This window comes from Methylocystis sp. SB2, assembly GCF_049817085.1.
Classification (GTDB): Bacteria; Pseudomonadota; Alphaproteobacteria; order Rhizobiales; family Beijerinckiaceae; genus Methylocystis; species Methylocystis rosea.
This window is the reverse complement of sequence record NZ_CP187401.1, coordinates 2,142,400-2,169,178: the sequence shown is the minus strand read 5'-3', so window position 1 is coordinate 2,169,178 and position 26,779 is coordinate 2,142,400. Positions and strand designations below refer to the sequence as shown.

General features: G+C 64.1%; 24 protein-coding genes and 2 tRNA genes. 14 read left to right on the top strand and 12 right to left on the bottom strand.

Features of this window, described 5'->3' with window-relative positions; translation table 11 throughout:
- Positions 1-154 precede the first annotated feature (154 nt).
- From ACPS74_RS10610 to ACPS74_RS10600, 3 genes are read left to right on the top strand one after another with little or no spacing between them, the layout of a single operon-like run.
- Complete coding sequence (locus ACPS74_RS10610; protein ID WP_029652163.1) at positions 155-1,987, top strand: trypsin-like peptidase domain-containing protein; 1,833 nt, start codon at positions 155-157, stop codon at positions 1,985-1,987.
- Between the two features lie 17 nt (positions 1,988-2,004).
- Positions 2,005-2,883, top strand: a complete 879-nt coding sequence (locus ACPS74_RS10605; protein ID WP_029652164.1) for a PP2C family protein-serine/threonine phosphatase — start codon at positions 2,005-2,007, stop codon at positions 2,881-2,883.
- Positions 2,884-2,885: 2 nt separating this feature from the next.
- Positions 2,886-4,595: a serine/threonine-protein kinase gene (locus tag ACPS74_RS10600; protein ID WP_029652165.1), complete on the top strand. Its 1,710-nt coding sequence runs from the start codon at positions 2,886-2,888 to the stop codon at positions 4,593-4,595.
- Here the strand turns inward: ACPS74_RS10600 and ACPS74_RS10595 are convergent.
- The gene (locus ACPS74_RS10595; protein WP_162231981.1) at positions 4,570-4,920 is read right to left on the bottom strand and encodes a hypothetical protein; all 351 of its coding nucleotides are present in this window, start codon (positions 4,918-4,920) and stop codon (positions 4,570-4,572) included. The two genes, ACPS74_RS10600 and ACPS74_RS10595, sit on opposite strands and share 26 nt — an antisense overlap.
- Before the next feature lie 206 nt (positions 4,921-5,126).
- On the opposite strand from ACPS74_RS10595, the gene ACPS74_RS10590 reads away from it, so the two are divergent.
- The 3 genes from ACPS74_RS10590 (at position 5,127) to ACPS74_RS10580 (ending at position 9,598) form a co-directional block, all read left to right on the top strand.
- Positions 5,127-6,167, top strand: coding sequence for an alpha/beta hydrolase (locus ACPS74_RS10590; RefSeq protein WP_029652167.1), 1,041 nt, complete (start codon positions 5,127-5,129; stop codon positions 6,165-6,167).
- A gap of 203 nt (positions 6,168-6,370) precedes the next feature.
- On the top strand, positions 6,371-8,383 hold the full coding sequence (locus ACPS74_RS10585; RefSeq protein WP_239753670.1) for a L,D-transpeptidase family protein: 2,013 nt from the start codon (positions 6,371-6,373) through the stop codon (positions 8,381-8,383).
- A 168-nt stretch (positions 8,384-8,551) separates the two neighbouring features.
- Complete coding sequence (locus tag ACPS74_RS10580) at positions 8,552-9,598, top strand: class I SAM-dependent methyltransferase (RefSeq protein ID WP_029652170.1); 1,047 nt, start codon at positions 8,552-8,554, stop codon at positions 9,596-9,598.
- A 59-nt stretch (positions 9,599-9,657) separates the two neighbouring features.
- Here the strand turns inward: ACPS74_RS10580 and ACPS74_RS10575 are convergent, their stop codons facing one another.
- The 3 genes from ACPS74_RS10575 to ACPS74_RS10565 form a co-directional block, all read right to left on the bottom strand.
- A complete protein-coding gene (locus ACPS74_RS10575) occupies positions 9,658-10,092 on the bottom strand; it encodes a cupin domain-containing protein (protein ID WP_239753671.1) in 435 nt (144 codons plus the stop codon).
- An 80-nt stretch (positions 10,093-10,172) separates the two neighbouring features.
- Positions 10,173-10,874: a VIT1/CCC1 transporter family protein gene (locus ACPS74_RS10570; RefSeq protein ID WP_029652172.1), complete on the bottom strand. Its 702-nt coding sequence runs from the start codon at positions 10,872-10,874 to the stop codon at positions 10,173-10,175.
- Positions 10,875-10,912: 38 nt separating this feature from the next.
- Complete coding sequence (locus ACPS74_RS10565) at positions 10,913-12,028, bottom strand: SbmA/BacA-like family transporter (protein ID WP_055725734.1); 1,116 nt, start codon at positions 12,026-12,028, stop codon at positions 10,913-10,915.
- A 242-nt stretch (positions 12,029-12,270) separates the two neighbouring features.
- Here ACPS74_RS10565 and ACPS74_RS10560 point away from each other — a divergent pair, with 242 nt between their 5' ends.
- Positions 12,271-12,567 (top strand): type II toxin-antitoxin system RelE/ParE family toxin, encoded by a 297-nt coding sequence (locus tag ACPS74_RS10560; RefSeq protein ID WP_029652175.1) that lies wholly within the window; start codon positions 12,271-12,273, stop codon positions 12,565-12,567.
- Between the two features lie 8 nt (positions 12,568-12,575).
- On the top strand, positions 12,576-12,884 hold the full coding sequence (locus ACPS74_RS10555) for a HigA family addiction module antitoxin (protein WP_029652176.1): 309 nt from the start codon (positions 12,576-12,578) through the stop codon (positions 12,882-12,884).
- 53 nt (positions 12,885-12,937) lie between these two features.
- Here ACPS74_RS10555 and ACPS74_RS10550 read toward each other — a convergent pair.
- A tRNA-Ser gene (locus ACPS74_RS10550) sits at positions 12,938-13,027 on the bottom strand.
- A 127-nt stretch (positions 13,028-13,154) separates the two neighbouring features.
- Here ACPS74_RS10550 and ACPS74_RS10545 point away from each other — a divergent pair.
- Both ACPS74_RS10545 and msrA read left to right on the top strand, forming a co-directional pair.
- Positions 13,155-13,472, top strand: coding sequence for a hypothetical protein (locus ACPS74_RS10545; protein WP_026222665.1), 318 nt, complete (start codon positions 13,155-13,157; stop codon positions 13,470-13,472).
- Positions 13,473-13,504: 32 nt separating this feature from the next.
- A complete protein-coding gene (msrA, locus tag ACPS74_RS10540; RefSeq protein ID WP_029652177.1) occupies positions 13,505-14,152 on the top strand; it encodes a peptide-methionine (S)-S-oxide reductase MsrA in 648 nt (215 codons plus the stop codon).
- A 114-nt stretch (positions 14,153-14,266) separates the two neighbouring features.
- Here the strand turns inward: msrA and mepA are convergent, their stop codons facing one another.
- A complete protein-coding gene (mepA, locus tag ACPS74_RS10535; protein WP_083481415.1) occupies positions 14,267-15,259 on the bottom strand; it encodes a penicillin-insensitive murein endopeptidase in 993 nt (330 codons plus the stop codon).
- Between the two features lie 157 nt (positions 15,260-15,416).
- Here mepA and ACPS74_RS10530 point away from each other — a divergent pair, with 157 nt between their 5' ends.
- The 3 genes from ACPS74_RS10530 (at position 15,417) to ACPS74_RS10520 (ending at position 18,053) form a co-directional block, all read left to right on the top strand.
- Positions 15,417-15,968 carry a L,D-transpeptidase gene (locus ACPS74_RS10530; RefSeq protein WP_029651806.1) on the top strand — a complete coding sequence of 184 codons (552 nt, stop codon included), beginning with the start codon at positions 15,417-15,419 and terminating at the stop codon, positions 15,966-15,968.
- Positions 15,969-16,128: 160 nt separating this feature from the next.
- The gene (locus tag ACPS74_RS10525) at positions 16,129-17,109 is read left to right on the top strand and encodes a hypothetical protein (RefSeq protein WP_036242259.1); all 981 of its coding nucleotides are present in this window, start codon (positions 16,129-16,131) and stop codon (positions 17,107-17,109) included.
- On the top strand, positions 17,106-18,053 hold the full coding sequence (locus tag ACPS74_RS10520) for a heparan-alpha-glucosaminide N-acetyltransferase (protein ID WP_029651808.1): 948 nt from the start codon (positions 17,106-17,108) through the stop codon (positions 18,051-18,053). Before ACPS74_RS10525 ends, ACPS74_RS10520 begins: the two co-directional genes overlap by 4 nt.
- A gap of 48 nt (positions 18,054-18,101) precedes the next feature.
- Here ACPS74_RS10520 and trpB read toward each other — a convergent pair whose 3' ends face one another.
- From trpB to ACPS74_RS10495, 5 genes are all read right to left on the bottom strand, one after another.
- Positions 18,102-19,340 carry a tryptophan synthase subunit beta gene (gene trpB / locus ACPS74_RS10515; RefSeq protein ID WP_029651809.1) on the bottom strand — a complete coding sequence of 413 codons (1,239 nt, stop codon included), beginning with the start codon at positions 19,338-19,340 and terminating at the stop codon, positions 18,102-18,104.
- 189 nt (positions 19,341-19,529) lie between these two features.
- The gene (locus tag ACPS74_RS10510; RefSeq protein WP_029651810.1) at positions 19,530-20,174 is read right to left on the bottom strand and encodes a phosphoribosylanthranilate isomerase; all 645 of its coding nucleotides are present in this window, start codon (positions 20,172-20,174) and stop codon (positions 19,530-19,532) included.
- A 119-nt stretch (positions 20,175-20,293) separates the two neighbouring features.
- Entirely contained in the window at positions 20,294-21,706 is a 1,413-nt protein-coding gene (locus ACPS74_RS10505) for a mannose-1-phosphate guanylyltransferase/mannose-6-phosphate isomerase (protein WP_029651811.1), read from the bottom strand.
- Between the two features lie 104 nt (positions 21,707-21,810).
- Positions 21,811-24,978 (bottom strand): helicase-related protein, encoded by a 3,168-nt coding sequence (locus ACPS74_RS10500; protein ID WP_029651812.1) that lies wholly within the window; start codon positions 24,976-24,978, stop codon positions 21,811-21,813.
- A 695-nt stretch (positions 24,979-25,673) separates the two neighbouring features.
- Positions 25,674-25,747, bottom strand: a tRNA-Gly gene (locus tag ACPS74_RS10495).
- A 163-nt stretch (positions 25,748-25,910) separates the two neighbouring features.
- On the opposite strand from ACPS74_RS10495, the gene ACPS74_RS10490 reads away from it, so the two are divergent.
- On the top strand, positions 25,911-26,279 hold the full coding sequence (locus tag ACPS74_RS10490; protein ID WP_029651813.1) for a TIGR02300 family protein: 369 nt from the start codon (positions 25,911-25,913) through the stop codon (positions 26,277-26,279).
- Between the two features lie 87 nt (positions 26,280-26,366).
- Here ACPS74_RS10490 and ACPS74_RS10485 read toward each other — a convergent pair whose 3' ends face one another.
- Positions 26,367-26,774 (bottom strand): MucR family transcriptional regulator, encoded by a 408-nt coding sequence (locus tag ACPS74_RS10485; protein ID WP_018406485.1) that lies wholly within the window; start codon positions 26,772-26,774, stop codon positions 26,367-26,369.
- Between the last annotated feature and the right edge of the window lie 5 nt (positions 26,775-26,779).

Below are 26,779 nucleotides of genomic sequence, written 5' to 3'. Positions count from 1 at the left end.
CGCCGCCGAAAAGGAAACGCGCGCGCGCGCCTGCCGCAGCCATGGCCGAGCGGCCTTGCAACCCGAGGAACGTCGGGTCTATCCTCGAAATTGGGGCAATTCGCGTTTTTTCAAACAGGCGAAGACGAGCGCGCTTTTGGCGCAGGGGGCAGTAATGACGATTCCAATCGAGCGTATCATCATACGACATCTGTCGGGCTCGAAAGCCAATCAGATCGAACAGCTGCCCGTCGGCGACTCGCGCGAATTCACTATCGGCCGCGATCCCACGTCGAAGATCGCTTTCGATCCTGTCGGCGACAGCGTCGTCAGCCGCAAACATGCGCTCATCCGCATCACGGGCGAAGGCGACAATATCTCCTTCAAGCTCTCGGACGCCGGCAGCAGCAATGGCACTTTTCTCAATGGCGAGCGGGTGAACGGGGAGGTCGAACTTCTTCCCGAAGACACGATCGAACTTGGCGCCAAAGGTCCGAAATTCGCCTTCGACGTGCAGCCGCGGCCCGCAAGTTTCGCCGCCAGAACTAAGGTGATCGGCGTCGGGGACACAGCGGCGACCCGCGTCATCAAGACCGCCGAAGCCGCCGCCTCGACGGCTGTGAACGCCGCCGCGACCGGCGCCAGCACGGCGACAGGAGCGAACGCCGACGGCGGAGCGCCGAAGAAGGTCGGAATCGGCCACGAAACTGTGCAGCGGCTTATCGGAGAAGAGCGCGGCAAGGCCAATCGAAACATGACCGGCGCGATCGCCGCGGTGGTCGCCTTCTTCGTACTCGGCGGCGCGGCGCTCTACTGGGCTCAGCATCGCGAACTCGAGCGAAGAGACGCGGAAGACAAGCTCGCTCAAACCGAGACCGATGAAAGGCTGTCGCGCATCCCCGGCGACGTCAACCTCAAGATCGGCATGAAGCCGCGCGAGATCTATGACAAATACGCGAAAGCGACTGTCCAAGTCGGCATGATGTGGCGGCTGTACGATAAGCAGACCGGCAGGCCCATCCAGCATAAGACGATCGACTACAAAGGCCGGCGCTATCCCGCCTATGTGCAGCTGCCGAACAATCTCGGCGTCGTGCGCTGGCTGACCCTTGAAGACGATCACATCACCAATCTCATGGTCGGCGGCGGCGGCACCGGCAGCGGCTTCGTCATCAGCGAGCAGGGTTATATTCTCACCAACAAGCATGTCGCCGCCGGCTGGCAGGTCGCCTATGGCGCCGAAGGCGGCAGGGAGGGCATCCTCTACGATTACGTCGTCGTCTCATCGGGAAAGAAGCGCAAAGCCAAAATCAAGGAGCCGAAGCTCATCGATCTCTATGATTCGACCTATTCCGACGTTTTCCATTGGATTCCAGAATCCGGCGGCTACATTTTCAAGACCGACGATCCAACGACGGCGCTCGCGGGCAACACTCCTGATCCAAATTCCAACAACAAGGCGTCTTTCGTCGGCCGCAACGAAGTTCTCGAGGTCAAGTTTCACGGCAGCCGTTTGGGCGTGAACGCCAGCCTGGTGAGGACATCGGCGGACGCCGACGCAGCGCTCGTCAAGATCGATTCGCCCCAGACTTTGACCAAGGTGGATATGGCGCCCAACGCTCCCGTCGAGATCGGCGAGAACATCACCGTGCTCGGCTATCCCGCCGTCTCGGTCGAGAATTTCGTGCTGCGGCAAACGGAAGAGCGCGGCCGCATCCGCAGCCAGCTCGAAAAGATCACCGAGGCGACCGTCACCGAAGGCATCGTGTCGAAGACCGCGAGCGGCGTGAAGTCGACGGAGGGCGGCACCTTCGCCAGCGACATGGGCGACGTTTACCAGCTCAGCGTCGTCGCCACCGGATCGGGCAACAGCGGCGGGCCGGTGTTCAACTCCTCCGGCAAGGTCATTGGTCTGTTCACTTACAGCCGCAATGTTGGCGACACCAAAGCGACCATGGCGGTTCCGATCAAATATGGCGCCGAACTCACCCAGGCGCAGCGCGAATAGCAAAGGGTCCGTCCTCCATGACGGCGAACCGGCCAGAAGACCCGTTGCGCATCGCAGGCGCCATCCGCACGGATGTCGGATGCGTCAGGCAGCTCAACGAAGACTCCGTCGCCTTCATCGCAGGCGCCGGCCCCTCGCAGACATGCGATTATGGTGCGCTGGCGCTTGTCGCCGACGGCATGGGCGGCCACGCCGCCGGCGAAGTGGCAAGCGCGCTCGCGCTCGAAGTCGTGCGGCGCGTCTATTATTCGCTCGACAAGATCGCTTCTGAGGCGCTGCGGGCCGCTTTTGACGCCGCCAATCGAGCGATCTTCGACTACGCCGCCAAACATCCTGACTGCGCCGGCATGGGGACGACCTGCACGGCGCTCGGCGTCAGGGACGGTCTTCTGTGGCTCGCGCATGTCGGCGACAGCCGCGCCTATCTGATGCGCGACGGCCGGCTTACCCAACTTTCCGACGATCAGACGCTGCACGCGCAATTGGTGCGCGACGGCGTCATGTCGCCGGAGGACGCAGGCAAGGGCGCCGGAAGCAATGTCATTCTGCAGGCGCTCGGCACGCGTCTCGACGTCGAGCCGACAATCTGGACGGAAGGCCTGCCGCTGCGACAGGGCGACATCGTGATCTTGTGCTCCGACGGTTTGACCAATCTCGTCTCCGACGCAAGGATCGCCGAAGTGGTCTCAAAAAACCCGCCGCCGGAGGCCTGTCGGCTATTGATCGACGCCGCACGCCGCGGCGGCGGACATGACAATATTTCGGTGGGCGTCTTCGTGGCGGAAGCCGACGGCGCCGGTCGGACGGCCGATCAAGCGGCGACGAAGCGCATTAACATCGCGGACCCGCCGACGGGCGCCCTGACGGCGAAGATCGACGCCGTCGCGGAGGGTTGAGCATGACCGACCCGCAGATGATCGGACACTATCGCATCGTCAAGCTGCTCGGCGTCGGCGCGATGGGCAAGGTGCATGCCGCGCTCGACACTTTCCTCGAGCGCGAAGTCGCGATCAAATCCCTGCGCGCGGAGCTCACGCAGGACCCCGACTTCGTCGGACGTTTCCGCGCCGAAGCGACGAGTCTCGCCAAACTCAACCACCCCAACATCACGACGCTGTATTCGCCGGTGCTGCAGGGCAGCGACCTTTACATGGTCATGGAGCTCGTAAACGGCCGGCCGCTCGACGAGATCTTGAGGGAGCGCGGCAAGCCGCTTGGCGTCAAGGAAAGTCTCGCCATCATCGCGCAGGCGGCGGATGGACTCGCCTATGCGCATCAGATGGGCGTCATTCATCGCGACATTAAGCCGTCCAACCTCATGGTCGCCGACGACGGCCGAATCAAAATCATGGATTTCGGCATCGCGCGGGTGCGCGGCAGCGTGCGTCTCACGCGCGCCGGCACGGCGGTCGGCACGCCGCTTTACATGTCGCCCGAGCAGTGCCGCGGCGGCGAAGGCGACGAGAGGAGCGATCTCTATTCGTTGGCCGTCGTGCTTTACGAGATGCTTGCCGGCGCGCCGCCCTTTTCCGGCGCGACCGAATATGATCTCACTCAGGCGCAGATCCACGCCGAGGCGCCGCCGCTCGTGCCGCGCATATCGGGCGTCACGCCGGAAATTGAATCGGCGATCATGACGGCGCTGTCGAAACGTCCGGAGCAACGCTTCCCGAATATGCGCGCCTTCAGCGACGCGCTTGGCGCCACGGCGCTGCGCATCGACGCCTCGAGCATTATTCGAAGCGCGGGACATCTCGTCCAGGATTCGACGGCCGAGCGCGACGTGCCGACGCCCGAGCGCATGTCGACGAAGCTTATCGCCCTCGCGAAAAGTCGCAGCGCGACGCTCGTGCGCCGCTTCAAGCGGCTGCACCCAGCGGCGCAAGGCGCTTCCCTCGGCATCGCGGCTGCGGCGCTCGCCACATTGGCTTTTCTCGCGCTGATCGAGCCGTCGGCGCCAGCACGGGACGAACGCCAGACCCGAATCGATCCAGGCGACGGCGACCACCGCCCCATCAGCAGAGTCAATGATGCGCCGATCGCTCGGGGCGGCGACTGCAATTCGCAGTTTGCGACGCGGAACGATCCGTTGGGCTGCAATTGGCGCCAGCCATCCTCTTCAAACTCGAGCGCTTCGATTTCCGAGCTGCGCGCGGCGATGAAGGATCGCAGCCGATGGGACATCGCTTTCCCCATAGCGCAAAAACTGGCGGAGTCCGGCGATAAGGAGGCGCAGTATCATCTCGCCACTCTCTATGCGAAGGCGCCGGGCCGGCAGAATTTCTCGGAGGCCTTCAATTGGTTCAAAAAATCCGCGATGCAAGGCTATGCCGACGCGCAGGCGTCGCTCGGCGTTATGTACAAGGACGGCATGACGCCCGACGGCAGGCAAGACCCGGCCGAAGCGGTGCGTTGGTTTGAGCAGGCGGAAGCGCAAAACAACGGCAGAGCGCAATATTGGCTCGGCGAAGCCTATGAGAAGGGCCTGGCAGGACTGGACGTTAGTCGCGGCAAGGCCGAAGAACTCTATTACAAGGCGAGTCTGCAGGACGTCCCTGACGCCGCCGAAGCCTTGCAGAGACTCAAGCGGCGACGCGGCCGACGTTAAAGTCCGCCTTTGCTGAATTGTCCGCCGCCGCCACCCCCGCCGCCGCCGCTGTCCCCTCCGCCACCGCCGCCGCCTCCGCCGCCATGACGGTGACGGTTCGCGACATGTACGCGTCCGCGATGACGCGCGTAATGGCGGCGCGCCTGATAATGATGGTAGCCGCCAGAATGGCGCCGATGAAATCGGAAGCGAAACCCTCCAAGCATCGCGCCAATGAGACCCAGCTGCGCGGACGCCGGCTCCGGCTCCAAAACGACAAGAGGCAGCGTGAAAGCGCCGAGCAAGAGAGCTCGGCGCGAAAGCCGACGGTCAGCGCCGTCGTCATTGTCAGTCATGGAACTCGCCCCCGCAGACGGTAGGCGATGATATTGTTCTCGCGGCTGCGTCCTGTCAATTTGCCGCACGCTTCGTCAGAGTTCGCATCGGTTCTTGAAAAATCGCGCTCAGGCCGACGGTCGGCGATGGCCGCGTCTTTCACATTGTCGTGGATGCAGGATATTCCCGAAGCCGCAAAGATTTGGAGCAAGGTTGATGGGGGACATTGAGAATCGCGGCGCCGCGCCGTCCGACTTTGTCGACGCGCGCGCGGACGGACCGGGAGTCGTCCGCATCTTTGAAGATGATCCAGCCGCGCCCTTCTATCGATTGCTGTCGAAACTGCGCGCGCCCGTCGCGATGCGAGACATGATGATGGCGCCCGTGCGCGCCTGTTACAGAGGCGAGGGGCTGACGATCGACCCGGCGGAACTGCCGCCGGGCGCCGCGCAGCTCTATCCGCAGGTCTCGGTTTCGACGCTCGCCGTTCCTTCGGACGCTGGGCCGATCCGCTGCGAATGTTATGCGCCGCCCGGCGACGGCCCGAAACCGCTGATGCTGTATGTGCATGGCGGCGGCTTTGTCGTCGGACGATCCGAGGACACCGCCTATGTCACCAGCCGCATCGCCGCCGAAAACAACGTCATCGTGGTCAGCGTCAATTATCGCTGGGCGCCCGAATGGCCTTTTCCAGCCGGCCTCGACGATTGCATGGCGGTTCTGCGCTGGATGCGCGACAGAGGCGCCGCCATCGGCGGCGACGCATCGCGCATATTGGTGTGCGGCGATTCCGCCGGAGGCAATCTCGCGGCGGCGTTGCCGCTCAGAGGGCGCGAGGAACGCATATCCATTCTCGCGGCCGTGCTTTTATGTCCGGTCACGGATTTTCACTTCGAAGAATTTCCCTCCTTCGAGCGGCTGGCGCCGACCGGCGTCGTGATCGACGCCTCCTTCATGGGATTTGCGCGCGGCGCCTATCTCACGAAGCTCGAGCAGTGGCGAAATCCCTGGGCGAGCCCGGCGCTTGGCGATTTGAACGGCTACCCGAGAACGTTGCTCGTCAGCGGAACCGCCGATCCGCTTGTCGATGATAATCGCACCTTTGCCGAGAGATTGACGGCCGCGGGCGTGGCGGTCACGCATTTCATTGGCGAGGCCATGCCGCACGGCTTCTATTTCTTCCCTGGCCTGTTGAAAGAGACCGACGCCGCCTTCGCGGCGATCGCGAGATTCCTCCCGGCGGCGCTCCAAGGCTAGTTAAAACAATCCCCTCTTCGCTGCGCGCGAAGCAAAGCTCAAGCATTGAATCTTGATCTTGGTTGCTGTTTGGCCACGCATTAGCCATTCATTATCGTTTAAATAAGAAATTCGCCTTAGTACCGAAGGTGCTCAACCGCAGTTTGGAGCGGCACATGCGCTTGCGAACGCGCTCTCGCGCCCGGCTTTTTTCGAAGGTGGCAGTGACCGCCGCCGCGACGCTCGGCTTGGCGCGGACGCCTGCCATCGCGCAGGGCTATTATTTCTGGGGCGACCGCGAGCCTCTCATCAATGCGGTTCCAGAGCCAGAGCGAATCACTCGCCCGCAACGCCCGGCCGCGCGAAAAAAGATCTCTCGTCCAGCGAGCGACAAAAGCGGCGCGGCGACTTCGCTCGACGCCAAGCCCGAGTCAGCACGGCTCGATCGGCCGCTCTTCGTCGTCGCCTCCATCGCCGACCAGCAGGTGTCGATCTACAACCATAGCGGCCTGGTCGCGCGTTCGGCGATTTCGACAGGCATTTCCGGACATCCGACGCCGAAAGGCATTTTCACCATCATCGGCCGCGAACGGTTCCATCGATCCAACATCTATTCAAGCGCGCCGATGCCGTTCATGCAGCGGATCACCTGGTCCGGCATCGCCATGCATCTTGGAGTCGTGCCGGGACATCCGGCCTCGCATGGCTGCATCCGGCTTCCCGCCGCGTTCGCGGCGAAGCTCTGGGGCATGACCAGAATCGGCGAGCGGGTCGTGATCACGCCGCATGACGTGTTTCCGGCCGAATTCGAACACCCCTTGCTGCCCGCGCCTATGATGCGCGCGTCCGAAAAAGGCGCGCCAGGGGGCGACTCTCAACAGCCTCCCAACGTCGCCGCAGATCGTCCCGCCCAGCCTCAGGCGGAGCAGCCCAAGGCGACCGGCGAAACTGTCGCGAGGACCGCAGACCCACAGAAGCAGCCCCTCGCCGCGACCGACCAGCCGGCGGCCAGTGGGCAGCAGCCGGCCACTCAAGCCAACGCCGCGGCCGACGCTGCCGCCAGTTCCAAGCAACAAGCCGAGCAGCCCAAGGCGGAAGCCGGCGCCGAGGTTGCTTCGGCCGATACAGCCGCGCCCGCTGCAGACTCGCAGCAGCCGGACTCCGCCGACGCCGCGTCGAAGACCGAGCAGGATGCGGAGCAGCCCAAACCCGGAACCACGGCAGACAAACAGGCATCGTCGGTCCCCTCAAGCCCGGCCGCCGTCGCCGAACGCCTGACGGTAAACCCGCATCAATATGCCCAGCGACTCAAGGCCAAGGCCCAGGCTGACGCCGCCGCCGCCAGCAAGGCGATCAAGGCTTTGTCCGCTGAAGTGGTCATCAAGCAGAAAGAGGCCGCGCGCGCCGCGGTCGAGCTCCGCGCCGCAAAGGCCGCGCAGGCCTTGGCCCACGTCAAAGCGGACGCGGCTGCGGCCTCCTATGACGCTGCTAAGGCCGCAGTCGCCAGCCAGCAGGAGCCGGCCGTAACGGCGGAGCGCAGCGCGTCGGCGGGCGACGAGCAGGCCAAAGCCAGAGCCGACCGTCTGACGAGAGCCTATGGCGAAGCTCTTTTCGCTGAGGACGCGGCGCTGCTGATTCAGACGAACGCCAGCTCCGCGTTGGCGGAAGCCACGGCAAAGCTCGAACAGGCGAGCGCGGCCGTCATCGCCGGGGACTCGGATCTGGCCGACGCGGAACGGCGTTTGGATGAGGCGAAAACGACCGCCGTCGCCGCCGCAACCGCTCAAAGAGAAGCCGAGCGGCGCGTAAACCCCGTCTCGGTGCTGATCAGCAAGAAGGATCGGCGGATCTATGTTCGCCAGGGCCTGTCGCCGCTTTTCGACGCGCCAATCGAGATCCGCGATCCGGACGCGCCGCTCGGCTCGCATCTTTATGTTGCGACGGCGGCCAAGGACGACGGAAGCTCGCTCAAATGGTCGGTCCTGTCGATGCCGGAAGCGCAGACCGAGCGCAGGAAGAATGTGGCGTCGGCCGACGCCAAAGCCGACATATCCTGGGATTGGCGCCCTGCGAGCGCGAGCCCATCCGAGGCGCTGGAGCGCGTCGACATCCCGAAAGACGTACGCGACCGGATCGCGGAGCGGCTATGGACTGGGGCGTCGCTCATTATCTCGGACCAGCCCGTCAGCGGCGAGACCGGAAACGACGGCACGGATCTGACGATCAAATTGCGCTAGCGGCGCGCGCGCCGCGCTCCATCGGTTCTCCCGCGCGCGACAGCGATATTGCTCGGCAGTTGGAAGCTGCGCCTGTATTCTCCCCGCGTCATGCCCGCGAGCGCTGTAGAGGCGCTGAGCGCGATATCCGAAGGCGCGCCTGCGTCCAATCACAATGAGAGGTGAGCGATGAACCTTGACATGAACAAGCTCGACTCGCTGCTCGGAACGGTCGTCAATGAGCTGGGGGCCGCTTCCAACGCGGCTCTGGTGATCATCGGAGACAAGCTCGGCCTGTTCCGCGCGCTCTCGCAAGGCGCCGCGACCTCCGCCGAACTCGCCGACAAGACCGGAACGCATGAGCGCTATGTGCGCGAATGGCTCTCCGCGCAAGCGGCCTCCGGCTTCGTCGATTATGACGCCGAGGCGCGCAAATTTTCGATGTCTCCCGAGCAGACCGCGGTGTTTGCCGCCGAGGACAGCCCCGCCTTCATGGTGGGAGGTTTCAGCCTGATGACCGCGATTTTTCACGACGAACCCAAACTCGCCGAAGCCTTCAAGAGCGGCAAGGGCATGCATTGGGGCGACCATTGCAATTGCCTGTTCTGCGGCGTGGAGCGCTTCTTCCGGCCGGGCTACCGGACGCATCTTGTCGCCGAATGGCTGCCGGCGCTTGACGGCGTCACCGCCAAGCTCGAACGCGGCGCGAATGTCGCCGACGTCGGCTGCGGACATGGCGTCTCGACCCTGCTCATGGCCGACGCCTTTCCAAACTCGGAATTTGTCGGGATCGACTACCACGAGGGTTCGATCGCTCATGCGAGGGAGAAGGCGAACGGTCGCAAGAACGTGCGCTTCGACGTGGCGCGGGCGCAGGATTTCGCCGGCGCGCGCTACGATCTCGTGACGATGTTCGATTCGCTGCACGACATGGGCGATCCCGTCGGCGCCGTCGCGCATATTCGCGACGTTTTGGCGGAAGACGGAACGCTGATGCTGATCGAGCCCGCGGCCGGCGACAGCCTTGCGGACAATCTGAACCCCGTTGGGCGGGTCTATTATGCCGGCTCGACCCACATCTGCGTGCCGACGTCGCTCAATCAGGACGTCGGGCTCGCGCTCGGCGCGCAAGCCGGCGCGAAGCGCATCGGCGAGGTCGTGCGCGAAGGCGGCTTCTCCCATTTCCGCAAGGCGGCGGCGACGCCGTTCAACATGATCCTGGAGGCGCGGCTTTAGCGCGACACGTAAACGCTTCGCGGACGTCCAACGAACGGGCCGTCGTGTTCTGACTGCCGTTACGGCGCCGCGGGCCGATTGATCGTGACTTCGGCGCCCGGCGGCAACTGATCGATGACCAGCAATTTGACCGGAACGGCCCCGACCGTCGCGCCGAAATGCCAGCGGTCGACGCTCTCGATGACGAATTCGCCAGCGTGATAGACGCGCGACGAGGAATCGGCCTGCTGGACCATCAGTTGCCCTTCAAGAATATAGGCATAGCGCTGATAGGGATGCTTATGTTCCGGCAGTTTGACGCCCGGCGCCAGAGTGTAAATCGAAGCCACGACCTCCAAGGGCCCCTGCGGAAGCGTGATCGGCTGCCCGGTGGCGGTTTTTGTCGCCCTGGCGATTTCCGTCACGACTTCGGCTGGCGCAGGCTCCTTCGCGACGGCCGCCCCGACCATATTGAAAGCGATGCTCAGGACCGCGACAAACCCCAGGCGAATCATCTGTTGCTCCATTCGCGATCTGCTTCTTGCGTTCGCCATATAGAACTGTTTCCGCGATCGCCGGTTCTTTTAAACGGCCATTAAACGGCCATGCCGAAAATCTTGCCGACGCCCGCCGTCAGCGCCAGCGCCAACGCGCCCCAGAACGTCACCCGAATCGCGGCGCGCAGGACGCCGGCGCCGCCGGCCTTGGCGCCGACAGCGCCGAGCAGCGCGAGGCACCCTAAAGACGCGGCCGAGACGATGGGGATGGTCGCGTCGCGCGGCGCGATCGCAACGATGAGGAGCGGCAGCGCGGCGCCCGCGGCAAAGGTGACGGCCGACGTTAGCGCCGCCTGCACCGGCCGCGCGCTGGCGATCTCCGAAATGCCCAATTCGTCGCGCGCATGCGCGGTCAGGGCGTCCTTCTCCATGAGCTGCAATGCGACTTCCCGCGCCAGCTCAAGGTCGACGCCGCGCTCGACATAAATCTGCGCAAGCTCCTCTCTTTCGAGTTCGGCGTAATCGCTCAGTTCCTCGCGTTCGCGCGCGAGGTCGGCCTTTTCGGTATCGGATTGAGAGCTGACCGAAACATATTCGCCCGCCGCCATCGACATCGCGCCGGCCACCAACCCCGCCGCGCCGGCGACGAGCACATCATTGCGTGTCGCTTGCGCCGCGGCGACGCCGACGATGAGGCTCGCGGTCGAGACGATGCCGTCATTGGCGCCGAGCACCGCCGCCCGCAGCCAGCCGATGCGCCGGACGAGATGACTCTCCCGGTGGATGCGAAGTCGGCTCATGTTCCCTCTTGGTCAGCGCTACGTCACAAGCGCACGCGCTATTCCTCACGTGTCGTGTCAATCGCCAAATCAAGGGCCGCGACGCGCCGCGCCGACGCCGACCAGTTCGCGATGCTCAGGGCGTTGTCGGCGAGCCAATTGAGGGAAAGCTGCACCTGCAAAAAGGCCGCGGCCGCCTGCATCAGATCTCCGAGCGTCAAATCGCCGGCAAGATATTTCGGCGCGCCAAGCAGCAAGGGGACGGCGGGCGCCAGAAGATTGTTGGCGTGCGTTAAAAAGACGATCTTTGTCTGCCCCTGGATGACGCGCCCCCAGGTCGCTGCGAGCAGAAAGAGAAATCTGTCGAAGGGATTCCCGCTCCGGGCGTCGATCTCGGGCAGCCGATCCGGAATGATCGGAACCCCCTTGACGACGGGATGGCGCAGGTAATCGCCAATATCGCGGTCGATGTCCTCGTCGGCTTCCACCACCGCTCTCGACTCGAACTCATGACGGGCGCGGGTGAGCGCATAGCGGAAGTTCCCCTCCGCCGCGGCCTTTGCTTCGACGCTTGCCACCAGCGGTCGCCCGAGCACCCACATGCAAAACGAAGTCACCACTGAATAGACGAAGACCGCGAGCACCAGATAACCGGGGATGACCACGCCGAGAAACTCATAGGAGCCCCCGACTTGCCAGAGAACGAGGATGAAGGCGGCCGACACCAAGAAAATATTGATGACGCCTCCGGCGAGATCGACAAAAAGCTCGATCGCCAGCCGGCCGTCATCGGCGATGCGGGCTTCAGGATTGTCGATTGCAGGAGATATGGCGCATGCTTGGCGAGACTCGTTGACGAGCCATTTCTCAATGAGCGAGGCGGTGAGCCACAATCGCCAGTTGACCTGAAGTCGCATACGAAACTGCGTTGTGGCGATCGAGGCAAGACCGACGCCGACGGCCAGAACGGCGAGTTGCAGAATTCCCCCGGTCACTTCATCGACTTTATGCGTTTGAAGCGCGTCGAAGAAACTCTTGCTCCAGCGATTCACCGCCAGAGCCATGTAAGTGTTCACGACCAGGCAGATCAGAAATCCAACCGAGAGAACCCACGCCGGGCGCTGCGTCTGGCCCTTCCAATAGCCCATCGCAAGCCAGAGGAACCGCTGAATCACGTCGTTCCCTTCGAGCGAGATTTGTGAGATCGGCTCGAGTATTGCGCTGCGCGCGCGAGCGACAAGACCCTATTCATGCTTCGCTTTGTAGCTGGTCTGGGCGCTGCAGGAAATGCCGGCGGGTGGCCGGGGGCGCTTGGCGCCGGTCAGAATGTGGGATTGTAACAGCCGAGCCTTGGACGGCGCGTCCGCATTGCCAAGTGACCCACAGAGTAGTACATATGCTCATATAGAGTTGCGGCATGATCGAAAGCTTTCGGGACGATTGGTTGCGCGCCTTCTTTGTCGACGACGTTCGCTCAAAGAAAATCCCGCCCGATCTCGAAAGCCGCCTGTTCCGCAAACTACAGATGATCGACGATGCGACGACAGATCAAGATTTGCGTGTCCCGCCGAGCAATCACTTCGAGAAACTGCGCGGCGATCTGGCTGACTTTTATTCGATCCGGGTGAACAAGCGGTGGCGACTCATCTTTCAGTGGGATGGCGCTAAGGGTGAAGCATCCGGCGTCTATCTGGACAACCACAGTTACCAGTGAGGCGAGCCATGTTGATGACGAAGCGCAAGCCCGTGACGGTGGCGGAGATTCTGGTCGAGGAGTTCATGGAGCCGATGGGGCTGACCCAGGCCGCCTTGGCCGCGGCGATGGGCGTCCAGCGCAAGCATGTCAACGAACTGTGCAATGACCGCAGGAATGTGACGGCGGCGACGGCGCTCATCCTCGCCCGCGTGTTTGGCAATAGTCCCGACTTCTGGCTGAACGTACAGAGACGTAGCGATTTATGGGAAGCAATGCATTCGCCTCGCGAGCGCAAGCGTATCGAACGGGCGAAGCCGTTAAAGGCCGTCGCGTGATGCGCGCCGGAGCTACGTTGATGCAGCCCGGAGACAGTTGCCCTCGATAGAAGTGGCGGAGGGGGCGGGATTCGAACCCGCGATACGGTTTCCCGCATACACACTTTCCAGGCGTGCGCCTTCAACCACTCGGCCACCCCTCCGCGAAGCGCGCACTATATTCACGCGCGACCGGAACGCAACGCCAAGCATGGACAGACGCGGCCGCGGCGCCTATTCTCCCCACGCTTTTTCGACCCATCGCAACATCTACGTTCGCACGAAGAGACCATGCTGCGACTCCTCACAAGACTGATCGGCCTTCTCCTGCTCGCGGGCGGGTTCATCGCCCTCATCGTCGACGGCACCCGCTCGATCGCCGCCGGCCGCGTCATGGTGACGAGCATCAGCAGGGGAACGTCCGCGGTGTTTCCTGGCCTCTACCAGTCGCTGCAGTCGAGCGTCGAGAATGTCTCGGCCTTTCTGTGGGACCCGGTTCTGACCACGCTGATGCTGGCACCGGTCAGCGTCGCCTTCGGCGGCGTCGGGGCCCTGCTGATCCTGCTCAGCCACCGGCGGTCGGCGCCTCTCTATTACGCACGGCGCTAGTTTCCCTCGAGCCGCCACACTATATCGGCGCCATGACGATCTTCGACGAACTCGGTCTTGCCAAACTGCTCGGGCCCATTCCCGACCGCGAAACACCGGTGGCGCATGGGGCGCGCCATTTCGTTAACGGGCGCCCGCTCGACCCGCCGTTTCCGCTGGGGTCCGAACAGGTCCTCTTCGGCATGGGCTGCTTTTGGGGCGCGGAGCGCAAATTCTGGCAGGCCGGCGAAGGCGTCTATGGGACGGCGGTCGGCTACGCCGGCGGCGTGACGAAAAATCCCACCTATGAGGACGTCTGCAGCGGCCGCACCGGCCATGCCGAGGTGGTGCGCGTCGTCTACCAGCCGCCGGCGATGAGCTTCGAACAGCTCTTGCGCATTTTTTGGGAAAGCCATGACCCGACGCAGGGCATGCGCCAGGGCAATGACGCCGGCACGCAATATCGCTCGGCCATCTATGTTTCGACGCCGGAACAGCTCGCCGCCGCGAAGGACTCTCTCGCCATGTATCAACGCGTATTGACGCAGGCGGGCCTGGGCGCGATCACGACGGAAATCCGCGAGAGCCCGCCGTTTTATTACGCCGAAGAATATCACCAGCAGTATCTCGCCAAAAATCCCGGCGGCTACTGCGGACTCGGCGGAACCGGCCTCGCCTGCCCGCTGGGCTCTTGCGACTGAGCGCTTCCCGATCACATCGAATCATGTGATCGATAGGAAACGCTCAAAATCAAAACATTGGAGCAGGTTCTCATCGAAAAAGTCTGTCAACTTTTTCGGAACCTGCGCTGAGGCCTATTGCGCGCGCAAAACCTCGCGGCAGGCGGACGGCAGTCCCGCCATGGTCATCGGCGGCCAGCTTTTTCCCGACTTCTTCGCGTGCAGCACCCCGTCCTGGAACCACCAGGCGAGCGAGGCGTCGCAGCCATCGCCGGCGGGCGTCGGGTCCTGGTCGCGGCAGTTGGAGCCGTTCGGGCAGTGAAGCCGGATGTGGAAATGGTAGTTGTGCCCCCACATCGGCCGCACCTTGTGCATCCAGCTTTCGCCTTGCGCCGAGCGGCATAACGCGCGTTTGATCGCGGCGTTGACGAAGATGCGCTGCACGGCCGGCTCCATCGCCGCCGCGCGGATCAGGGCGATGTGGCCAGCGCTCCAGACCTCGGGGCGGACGTCGAGCCCGTCGTCGCGCACCACGTCCGTCGACATCAGCTCTTCGCGCTCTTCGCGGGTGAGTTCTCGGTTGGGCATCGGCGTCAGCCAGATGTCGGCGTCGAGCCCGATCTGATGCGACGCGTGGCCAGAGAGCATCGGCCCGCCGCGCGGTTGCGATAGATCGCCGACGAGCAGGCCTGGCCAGCCCGATTCGCGCGCCGCCTTCGACGAAAAATGTTTCAAGAAGGCGATGAGATTGGGATGTCCCCAATTGCGGTTGCGCGACAGGCGCATGACCTGCCAGTGAGGGCCGTTGATCGGCAGCGGCTCGCCGCCCGCGAGACAGCCGCGCGAATAGAAGCCGATCGGATCGGGATGGAGGGGCGCCGCCTCCTGCGCGCGGCCAAACAGTTCTCGCGCCGGCGTCACCGGACTAGAGGGATTGGCGAGCGGCGGCAGCGGCTTTGGATCGAGCACGCCCCTATCCTGCGCCAGAGCGCCATTTGTCGTCGCCAGCGCCGCCAAGGACGCCAAGGACGCCAAGGACGCTAAGGACGCTAAGGACGCTAAGGACGCTAAGCCTGCTAAGGCGAACAGCGCCACGCGCAGCGCGCGCAATATCGAATTTGTCGTCATGGGCGTTTCGCCCCCAGTGTCGAAGCGCGCGTCGCCGGCGCAAAGGTTTGCGATTCATCCTTGCCGGGAAAGCTTACCGCTTCATTTAGTTTGATGGCGCGCTAAGCCACAGCAGAATGCCCGGCGCGGCGCCTGCGCGTTTGGTTAGGAGTCCATCATGCGTATTCCCGTCATCATTCCTTTCATTGTTTGTCCGTTTGCGTGGGCGAGCGCGGCGAACGCCGCCGCCCACATCCACATCAATCTTTCGACGCAGACCATGCATGTGCAGTCTTCGTCGGGCAGCTATTCGTGGCCGGTGTCGACGGCCCGCGCCGGCTATTCTACGCCACGCGGCTCGTTTGCGCCCACCGGCATGCAGCCCATGCATTATTCCCGAAAGTATCACATGTCGCCCATGCCCCACTCGATCTTTTTCCGCGGCGGCTATGCGATTCACGGGTCTTATGCGACGGGGATGCTCGGCCAGCCGGCGTCGCACGGCTGCGTGCGCCTGTCGCCAGGCCACGCGGCGATGCTGTATCAAATGGTCCAGAATGAAGGCGGCCGCATTTCGATCACCGGCTCGCCGCCACACGGCCAATACTATGCCAGCACGCGGCGGGGGAGCAGCGTCCACTATGCGTCCTCGCGCGGCCGTTCCTATTATGGCTCGGGCTACGCCGTCGCCGATCCTTTCGCCGCTTTGTTTGGCGGCGGCCTTTTCTGATCCGAACGTTTGATCTGAACGCCTCAGCAAGGGCCCGTCCTGACCGGGCGGGCCTATTCCTTGTTTTCGCCTTTTGCGCCCCGTTAATGGATCGCGACGCTTGCCGCGCGCTTCCTTCGCGCGCGATAAGGAGTTCAAAAAGCAGCAAGGAATCGTCCAGTTGACCACATTCGATCGCCGCCGCTTTCTTTTGGGAGCCGGCGGCTTGGCCTTCACCGGTTCAGCCTCGGCGCAGGCTCCGGACGCGGCCGAAGAGTTGCAAGTTCGCGTCGAGAACAATTCGGCCCCGGAGCTCTGCGCCGAGAAGGACAATGTCGAGCTCGACTTCATCTCGCCGCGCGTGCGCAGTCTGCAAATCCAGGCCGTGCACCCCTCCTACATCAACACGATCGCCTCGGATCGCTGGGCGCCCGACTGGTCGAGCTGCGATTTCACCGTGGACCCGAAGGCGTTTTCGCAGGCGCGCCGCAAGACCTTCTGGGAGACGCCGGAATTCTGGCTGACGGGCTACACCTTTCCCTCGTTCTGGCGCCCCAACGACGTGCCGATCCGCGTCGGCGATTCCGTCGAGCACGGCTTCCATCTGATCCAGCTCTGGATGTGGCATCGTGAACGCGCCGAAGAAATCATGGTGCTCTATCCGCCCGACGGCTATTGGCGCGCGCGGCCGCTGCCCTTCGACGACATGCGCTGGACGGCTTACGGCTCGTCCTTTCTCGTCGGGCCGGTCGAGACGCAGGAGCGGCCGATCGTCGATCTCGAGGAAATCGTCTTCGAGCCTCAATCGCGCAGCCTGATCCTCAAATTCAGGCGCGGCGGCGAAGGCCGCCTCTCGATCAAGAGCGTCGATCAGGACCGGATAACGCTGGACGTCTCCTTCAGTCAGGCGATGCCGAATGGATTGCCCTTCGCGGCGCTGCGATCGATGTACGCCATGGAGACGATGAGCGACGCCGCCATCGTCGCCTGGCGCAGCAAGCGCGGCAAGAGTTGGGAGGAAGCGCCCGTCATTCGCTTTCCTGGCGCCAGCGCGACAGAAGTGTGGGTCGGTCGCCATCTGCCGTCGCGCCACAATCTTTCGGCGCCCGACATGGTGTTCAGCAAATTCCAGGGCGCGCCGCCGGCGGCCGCGCGCCGATGAGTCAGGGCCGGTGGTGGGCGCTCGACGCGGCGCGCGGGCTCGCCGTCCTGGCGATGGTCGTTTTTCACGTCATCTGGGATCTCGCGCATTTCGGCTATGCGCCGGCTAATCTCCCCTGGTCGGCGCCCGTCAAAATATTCGGCCATTCGATCGCCTTCGCCTTCCTCTTCATCGCCGGCGTCGCGCTGGTCCTGGCCAATCGTTATTCAATGCGCTGGCCGGCCTTCTGGCGCCGCTTCGCGCTCATCGCCGCGGCGGCGGCGCTGGTGACGGCCGGCACCTATGCGCTCTTTCCCACCTCCTATGTGTTCTTCGGCATTCTGCATTGCATCGCGGTCGCCAGCCTGATCGCCGTGCCGTTTCTTTTCGCGCCGTGGCCAGCCGCATTCGCTTGCGGCGCCTTCTTCCTTCTCGGCGGGGAGTTCTTCGCGTCGTCCGCCTTCAACGCCGATTGGCTGCAATCGATCGGGCTTTCGACGAGCGAGCCTATGACCCAAGACTGGCGTCCACTGTTTCCCTGGGCGGGCGCGCTGCTGCTCGGCGTGGCGGGGGGGAAACTCTCTCTCCCCCTTTACGGTGAGAGGCTTGGCTCGAGCGGCGAGGGCGCTAACCCTCTCCCGACACATTCCAAGAGAGAATGGCTTCCCTTCCTCGGCCGGCACAGCCTTCTCATCTATCTCGCACATCAGCCGGCGCTCTTCGCGCTCTTTATGGGACTCGCCTATCTCATTCCGCCCGCCGTCGACGCGACGGAATTCGTCGCCTCATGCGAAGCGCGTTGCATGAATGAGGGTGGCGAAGGAAAAATCTGTCACGACGCCTGTGCGTGCACGGCGCGGGAGGCGATCAGCAGCAAGGCGCTCGCCGGCGTGACGGATGAGGTCGAGCGCGGGCGAAAGCTCAACGAGATCGCGCAAAGATGCGTGGCGCGGGGCAATGAATGAGGCGCGCTTCCCTTCTCCCGCAAGCGGGAGAGGGTGTCACGCCCCCCTTCACATCCCGCCGAGATACTCGGCGACGGTGAAGATGTCCTTGTCGCCGCGGCCGCACATATTCATCACCATCAGATGATCGCGCGGCTTTTCCGCCGCGAGTTCGAACACTTTCGCCAGCGCGTGAGACGGCTCGAGCGCTGGGATGATGCCCTCGAGTTTCGAGCACAGCTGAAAGGCGCTTAGCGCCTCCTGATCGGTGGCGTTCAGATATTTCACTCGGCCGATCTCATGCAGCCAGGAATGTTCCGGGCCGATGCCGGGGTAATCCAGTCCCGCCGAAATCGAATGGCCTTCGAGAATCTGGCCGTCGTCGTCCATCAGGAGATAGGTGCGGTTGCCGTGCAGCACGCCCGGACGCCCGCCGGTGAGCGAGGCCGCATGGCCGTTCGGCACATGGACGCCATGGCCCGCCGCCTCGACGCCGTAGATCTCGACGCTGGCGTCGTCGAGAAACGGGTGGAACAGGCCAATGGCGTTGGAGCCGCCGCCGATGCAGGCGACGAGCGAATCCGGTAACCGCCCTTCCATCTCCTGCATCTGGACGCGCGTCTCATTGCCGATGATCGACTGGAAATCGCGCACCATCGCCGGATAGGGATGCGGCCCCGCCGCCGTGCCGATGCAGTAGAAGGTGTCGGCGACATTCGTCACCCAGTCGCGCAGCGCCTCGTTCATCGCGTCCTTCAAGGTGCGGGCGCCCGACTGCACGGGAATGACTTCGGCGCCGAGCATCTTCATGCGGAAGACGTTGGGCTTCTGCCGCTCGACGTCGACCGCGCCCATATAGACGACGCAGTCGAGTCCGAAGCGCGCGCAGGCGGTGGCGGTGGCGACGCCATGCTGGCCGGCGCCGGTCTCGGCGATGATGCGCTTCTTGCCCATGCGCCGCGCGAGCAGGATCTGCCCGAGTACATTGTTGATCTTATGCGCGCCGGTGTGGTTGAGCTCGTCGCGCTTGAAATAGACTTTGGCGCCTTTGCCCTCGCCCGCGCGCTCCCGCACATAGTCGGTGATGCGCTCGGCGAAATAGAGCGGCGAGGGGCGCCCGACATAGTGCTTGTGGAGGCTCGTGAGCTCCTCGTGAAAGGCCGGATCGATCTTCGCCTTCTCGTACGCCGCTTCGAGGTCGAGCACGAGCGGCATCAGAGTTTCGGCGACGAAACGCCCGCCGAAAATGCCGAAGCGGCCGTTTTCATCCGGGCCGGCGCGGAAGGAATTGGGAATCGGCTTGTTCACGGGGGGTGTCCTCGCTCTGCGTCGCTACCCCCTCCCCAGCCCTCCCCCGCTACGCGGGAGAGGGAGTCAGATTCGGCGCTTCATCGAGTTTCCCGCAATGCGGCTCGTTGGCGTCCCCTCTCCCGCGAAGCGGGGGAGGGACAGGGAGGGGGCCGATCCGTCGGCGCAGTCTTAAACTGTCAAACGCCGCTATGAAAGCCGAGCGGCGGCCAGGAAGGCTGCAATCTTCGCCGCGTCCTTGACGCCGCGTTCGCGCTCGACGCCGGAAGAGACGTCCACCGCGCGGGCGCCGGTGAGGCGCATCGCTTCCGCCACATTCGCGGGCGTCAGACCTCCCGAAAGCATCCAGCGTTTCACAGCGACGCCGCGCAGCAGAGACCAGTCGAAAGCGACGCCGGCGCCGCCGGGAACCGCTGCGTCCGGCGCGGGCTTGGCGTCGAACAGAATGACGTCGGCGACGCCTTCATAGGCGCGCGCCGCCTCGACATCGGCGGTGGTCGCGACGCCAGCCGCCTTGATGACCGGCAAGCCGAAGCGCGCCTTCACCTCGGCGACCCGCGCCGGCGTCTCACTTCCGTGAAGCTGGAGATAGTCGGGCGCGAGCGCCTCGATGATGTCTTGAAGCGCGGCGTCGTCAGCGTCGACGGCGAGCGCGACTTTGCTGATGCGATCCTGCGCGAGAAGGCCGAGCGTGCGGGCGGTCTCAAGGTCGATATGGCGCGGGCTTTTCTCGAAGAAGACGAAGCCCGCCATGTCCGCGCCGGCTTCGATCGCCGCGAGAAGCGTCTCGGGCGAGGACAGACCGCAGATTTTGACGATGGCTGATTGCGTCATGGCCGCGCTTGTCGCGGCCATCCACGCCGGCCGCTACGGTTATTTTGCAAAGTTGGCGCGCGTCTTAAACGTGGATGGCCGGCACAAGGCCGGCCATGACGCCAAAGGTCGGGCGCTAACTACCCCCGATTATAGGCGTCTTCGAAGCGGACGATATCGTCTTCGCCAAGATAGGAGCCCGTCTGCACTTCGATCAGCTCCAGATCGATCTTGCCGGGATTGGTCAGGCGGTGCTTGCTGCCGATCGGCAGATAGATCGACTCGTTCTCATGGACGAGATGGATTTCCTCGTCGCGGCCGACCTCCGCCGTGCCGCGCACGACGATCCAATGTTCGGCGCGGTGGAAATGCTTCTGCAGCGACAGGCGTTGGCCGGGCTTCACCACGATGCGCTTCACCTGATAGCGCTGGCCTTCGTCGATCCCTTGATAGTACCCCCACGGCCGAAAAATGCGCTTGTGCTCGCCCGCTTCGCGCCGGTTTTCGCTGCGCAGCTGCTCAACGAGCTGTTTGACCTGATCGCCATGCTCATGGCTGAGCACCAGCACGGCGTCCTGCGTCGTCACGACGATGATGTCGTCGACGCCGACCACCGTCGTCAGCGTGTCCTCCGAGCGCACATGGACGTTGCGCGCATCCATCACGACGCCATGGCCGCGCACCGAATTTCCGTTTTCGTCGCGGTCCGACAATTCCCACACGGCGCGCCAGGTGCCGACGTCGGACCAGCCGATGTCGGCCGGAATCAACGCCGCCTTGTCGGTCTTCTCCATCACCGCGTAGTCGATCGATTTCTTCGGCGCATGCGCGAAAGCCTCAGCGTTCAAAATCATGAAGCCGAGGTCCTGGCGGGCCGCTTCGATCGCGGCCTCGGCGGCGGCGAAAATGCCGGGCTCGAACTGCGCGATCTCCGACTGCATGACGTCGGCGCGAAAAATGAAGTTGCCGCTGTTCCAAAGATAGCCGGCCTCGACATAGTCCTGCGCCGTGGCGCGGTCCGGCTTCTCGACAAAAGCGTCGAGTTTGTAGACCTCGCAACAGGTCTCGAGCGGCGCGCCGGGGCGCAGATAGCCGTATCCCGTCGCGGGGCCGTCGGGCTTGACGCCAAGCGTGACGATATAGCCTTCGGCGGCGGCGGCGCTCGCGCGCTTGCACAGATCGACGAGGCCCTGCGTGTCGCGCACGACATGGTCTGCGGCAAGCACGACGACGATGGTGTCCGGCGCGCGGCGTGCGGCGAGGCCCGCCGCGACGGCGACCGCCGGACCCGAGTCGCGGCGCGACGGCTCCAGCACGACGTCGGCCTCCGCGCCGATCTCGCGCAGCTGGTCGGCGACGAGGAAGCGGTATTCCAAATTGGAGACGACGATTGGCCGTTCGAACGCCGGGTCGGCCAGCATCGCGATCGTCGTCTGGAAGGTGGAGCGCTCGCCCACGAGCGGAATGAACTGCTTGGGAAACGTCTCGCGCGACTCGGGCCACACCCGCGTCCCAGATCCGCCGCACATGATAACGGGCAAAATCTTCTTCATAAGCCCCTCTAGCACTCGGCCGCGCCCGCCCCCGGGCAGCCATAATTGTCAGCCCGACTATTGGCAATACGATGGCGAAGCTATGGGCAGAAGCGCAAGCGCCGCTATTTGCCCTTCTTCTCGAGCTCGGCCTTGAGAGCCGCAAGCTTGGCGAAGGGCGAATCCGGATCGGGCTGGCGCTCGCGCCGCTCCGGCGCGGCGAAGCCTGCCGGGCGCCGGGCGCGGGCGTCATCGCGCGGCGGGCGGCCCTCGAAGCGCGGCTTTCCGGCCGGACGCCCCTCCTTGCCCGGAGCGTTGCCGGGCCGCTGGTCGCGGCGCGGCGGCCGCTGCTGCTTGTTGTCCTCAGCGCCCGGACCGGGGGCCTGCCGATGCGCGCCGGCCTCGCGGGGGCGCGGAGCGGCATGAACGTGGCGCTGCGGACGCCAGATTTCGATGGATTCCGGCTCGGTCGGCGCGGCTTTGGGGGGCGCAGCCTCCGAGGCAGGCTCTTCCCGCGCTTCGGCCGCTGTCGCCTCTTCTTCGTGCGCTTCGGCGCTTTCCTCCACGGCGACGGACGCCGGAGCCTCTGTCGCCGGCTCTTCCACGGCGGCAGGCGTCTCGACCTGCGCGTCCTCCGAGGCGGCCGGCTGCGACGCGAGAGCGATCTCCGCTTCCGCGGCGGCGGGCGCCTCGGCGGCGGCGCTTTCGGCCTGAATATCTTCGCTCGCGGCTTCCGCTGGCTTGGCCGCGGTCTTTGGCGTCACCGGCTCCATCGCCGCCGCCGGCACGATCGCAACCGTAATCGCAGGCCCTGGACGCTGCGTCGAAGCATAGCCGAGCGACTTCAGGATCGAGGAAAAAGCCTCGCCGGAACAGCCCGTGAGCGAGGTCATCGCGACGGTGACGACGAAGCCGTCGGCGTCGGCCGCGCCGGGCGGCGGCTCACCCGCGGTGAGCCCCGGACGGTAGGCGATCGCCGGCCGAATGAGATCGGCGAGACGTTCGAGAATGTCGACGCGAACGACGCGCTCGCCGCAGACTCGGAAGCCGGCGGCGCGATAAAAGCCTTTGGGGATCGAAGCGTCGGCGGCGAAGGATGTGCGTCCCGAGGCCGCCAGATGCGGCACTTCCTCAAGACCCCTCACGTTTTCGAGACCGCCGTGATGCAAGGCCCAAAGCAGCGCCGAAAGCGCGCGCGGCGCAGGCTTCAGAAGCGCGGGCAGATAGATGTGATAGGCGCCGAACCGCACGCCGAGCTTGCGCAGCGCGGCCCGGTCCTCCTGGGAGAAAGCCTTCACATCCTTGGCGACGCGCGCGCGGTCCAGCACGCCCAATTCTTCGGCGAGCTGGAAGGCGACGCCGCGCGTCACCCCTTCCAAGCCTTCGCCCTTCTCCAGCTGCTCGAGCGGCCCCAGCAGCTTCTTGACATGTTGCGCGAGCCAGAGGTCGAGGCGCTGCTTGACCTTCTCCAGAGCCGGTCCTGTCAGCTGCTCGTCGGCAAGCACGCGCGTCGTCGGCGCCAGCACGCCGGCGCCAGAGGCGATTTTCCCCACGGGTTCGCCGAGCCAGCGAATCAGGCCGTCATTGCCGAGCGCGAAGGCGTCGTCGACCGCGTCGAACACGCGAGTCGCCCGAGCCTCGAATTCTCCAGCAAGCGCCTTCTGCGCCGCCGCGTTCAACGTCTTGGCCGCTTCGCCCGCCGCGCCGGGATCCGGCGTGAAGCGAAATCCCTGGAGGCTTCCGACATGCTGGCCCTCGACCAGAACGTCGCCGGCGGCGTTGATTTCGGCTTCAAGCATCGCATTCTCTCTTAAGCGGCGCGCCAGCACGCTGGTGCGGCGGTCGACGAAACGCTGCGTCAGTCTGTCGTGCAACGCGTCGGATATGCTGTCCTCTACCCGACGCGCGACGCTCTGCCAATGCTGAGAGTCGTCAAGCCAGCCGGAACGGTTGGCGATAAAACTTGCGGTACGCACTTGCGCGAGGCGGTTCGACAGCGTCGCGATGTCGCCGTCGATGCGGTCGACCGCTTCGATCTGCCGCGCCATCCAGTCCTCGGGGATCTTGCCACGCCGGGCGATGAAGGCGAATATCGCCAGCGCGAGCTCGGCGTGAGCGGCAGGTGAAGTCTTGCGGTAGTCGGGGATTTGGCAGGCTTCCCAGAGTCGCGCGACATCGGCTGTCGTCTTGGCGTTGCGCCGCGCGATTTCATCACGGCTCGCCGCTTCAAGCGCCCTTTGATCGTCTGCGACCCGGGCGCGCACTAGATCCGGATGCGCCGGGACCTGGTCGAGAGAATGCATCAGCGCGTCGATCGAAGAAAAATCGAGGGAGCTGGTGCGCCATTGCAGCGTCTTCACCGGATCGAAGCGGTGGTCCTCCAAAGCCTCGATCAACTCCTCGTCGAAGGGCGGGCAGCGGCCGGTCGCGCCAAAAAATCCGTCGCTCATATGGCGCCCCGCTCTGCCGGCGATCTGTCCAAATTCCGCTGGCGTCAGCCTGCGATGGCGTATTCCGTCGAACTTGCGATCGGAGGCGAAAGCGACATGATCGACGTCGAGATTGAGGCCCATGCCGATGGCGTCCGTCGCGACGATGTAATCGACGTCTCCGCCCTGATAGAGCTCGATCTGCGCGTTGCGCGTGCGCGGCGACAGCACGCCGAGCACGACGGCCGCCCCGCCGCGCTGGCGCTTGATCAGTTCCGCGATCGCGTAAACCTCTTCGGCTGAAAAGGCGACGATGGCGGTGCGCGGCGGCAGCCTCGAGATTTTCTTGTCGCCGGCGAAAGAAAGTTTTGAAAGCCTCGGGCGCGTAAAGATCGGCGCGCCGGGAAAGAGCTCCGTAACGAGCGGCGCCATCGTGGCCGCGCCGATCAGGAGAGTCTCCTGGCGTCCGCGCCAGTGGAGCAGCCGGTCGGTGAAAATGTGGCCGCGGTCGAGATCGGCGGCGAGCTGGATTTCGTCGATCGCGACGAAATCCGCCTGGACGTCGCGCGGCATCGCTTCAACCGTCGCGACCCAATAGGCCGGCGCGCGGGGCTTAATTTTTTCCTCGCCGGTGATGAGCGCGACATTGTCCACGCCGACGCGTTCGGCGACGCGATTATAGACCTCACGCGCGAGCAGGCGCAGCGGCAACCCAATGACGCCGGAGGGAAAGGACAGCATACGCTCGATGGCGTGATGCGTCTTGCCGGTGTTGGTGGGGCCGAGCACCGCCGCCACGCCCCTGTCGAACGGCCTTGCGCGGGGGGCGGCGCGGCTCGTCGGGTAAGACGGCGCGACTGTCATTTTGTTCTTTGCTGCCTGACGCGCGCCGCAGCGCGCCTTCGTTTCATATCGAAACTTAGAACAGGGCGCGACTTTACCTTCTGAACAGCCTGCGAACGAATCGCGCCCGAATCGCTGACTCTCGCCGAGTCATGCTCTGTTCCAACAATATATGGACGCGCGGGCGAAACAAAACGCCAGAACTTGCGAGAACGGTCTATCGATGGCCTCACGCGCGCTTTTGGCGAATGAGCCGCCGGCAGACTCTTTTCGGCCCTTCTGTCAACGGCCAAGATTAGGCGGTTTGGCGTCTTGCGGTTAAGCTTTGGGATCAACCGGGAACGCAGCAGGCACGAATCGGTGGTCGATCTCAGTTGGCGTTGCGTTCCGGCGATTTTCCGCGACCTTCCAGCGCCTCATCCGCAGCGTCGACGCGAGGAACGCGCCGCAAACATACAAGAACGCTTAACGCCATGTCCTTCTCTGGGACGCTTGGACGAGGCGGCGCGGCGTTCGCGCGCGCGGCGTCTCGACGTTGCGGCGTCTTTGCACGGCGCGCCTTTGCGCGTCACTGGTAAACGGCAAGGTCGATTCGCGCATTGGCGAGACTCTGAACAGGAGGCCGGAAAGGCTGTCGCAGCGGGCAAGGCGCGGCCGAACGCAAAAGAATGGCGGGCCGTAATCGCTCACGCTGGGGAAAATTCAGCAAAAAGGGATGGAGCGGGTGAAGGGAATCGAACCCTCGTATTCAGCTTGGAAGGCTGCTGCTCTACCATTGAGCTACACCCGCGTGACGGTGATTCTATGCCAATCTGCGCGGCGCTTGGCAATGGGCGCGCAGACAATGCATTTCCCATTTGACAGCGAGGCGGGACGCCACTAACCGGAGCGCCCAAACAGTCTCTCAATACAGGCGGGGCGTTCCCACGCTGCTTCTCGAGGACCAATCGACCGTGGCAAAACCCGAACTCGGCGCCAAACGCCAATGTCAGTCCTGCGGGACGAAGTTTTACGACTTTAACAAGGACCCGATCGCCTGTCCGAAATGCGGCGCGATTTATCAGGTTGTTGCGCTGACGCGCGCGGCGGCGCGCGCGCAACAAGAAGAAGAAGAGAGCGAACTCGAAAAGGAGAGCCCCGAAACCGTGTCGCTCGAAGAAGTCGAGGAGACGGAGACGGTGGCGGAATCGATCGATGTCGAAGATGATGTGGAGATCGAAGCTGACGACGCCGAAGACGACACCTTCCTGGAGGAAGAAGAATCCGACGACGATGTCTCCGGATTGATCGACGGCGATATCGAAACTGACGAAGAGACCTGAACCGCGGGGCGTCGCTGACCTAGCGCGACAGCGCGCGCCGCAGTTTTCAGGTCAATGGGATAAAAGGCGGCCGTTTTGGCCGCCTTTTTATTTGCCCCGACGCCGGCGCTGCTGGCCGAGCCCCATCTGCTTGGCGAGATTAGACCGCGCCTTGGCGTAGTTGGGCGCAACCATCGGATAGTCGGCCGGGAGGCCCCACTTCTCACGATAGTCTTCGGGCGACAGACCATATTGCGTGCGCAGATGACGCTTCAGCGACTTGAACTTCTTCCCGTCCTCAAGGCAGATGATGTAGTCATTGGTCACCGAACGCTTGACGGGAATCGCCGGTTTCGGCGGCTCGGCGGGCGCGGCCGCGGAGCCCGCGCCAACGCGCAACAGGGCGCTGTAGACTTCGTTGATAAGCCCGGGCAACTCACCGGCGGGAACGGAGTTGTTGCTCACATAGGCGGAGACGATGTCAGCCGCGAGTTCAATGTTGTTGGCTTGATTCATCGGAT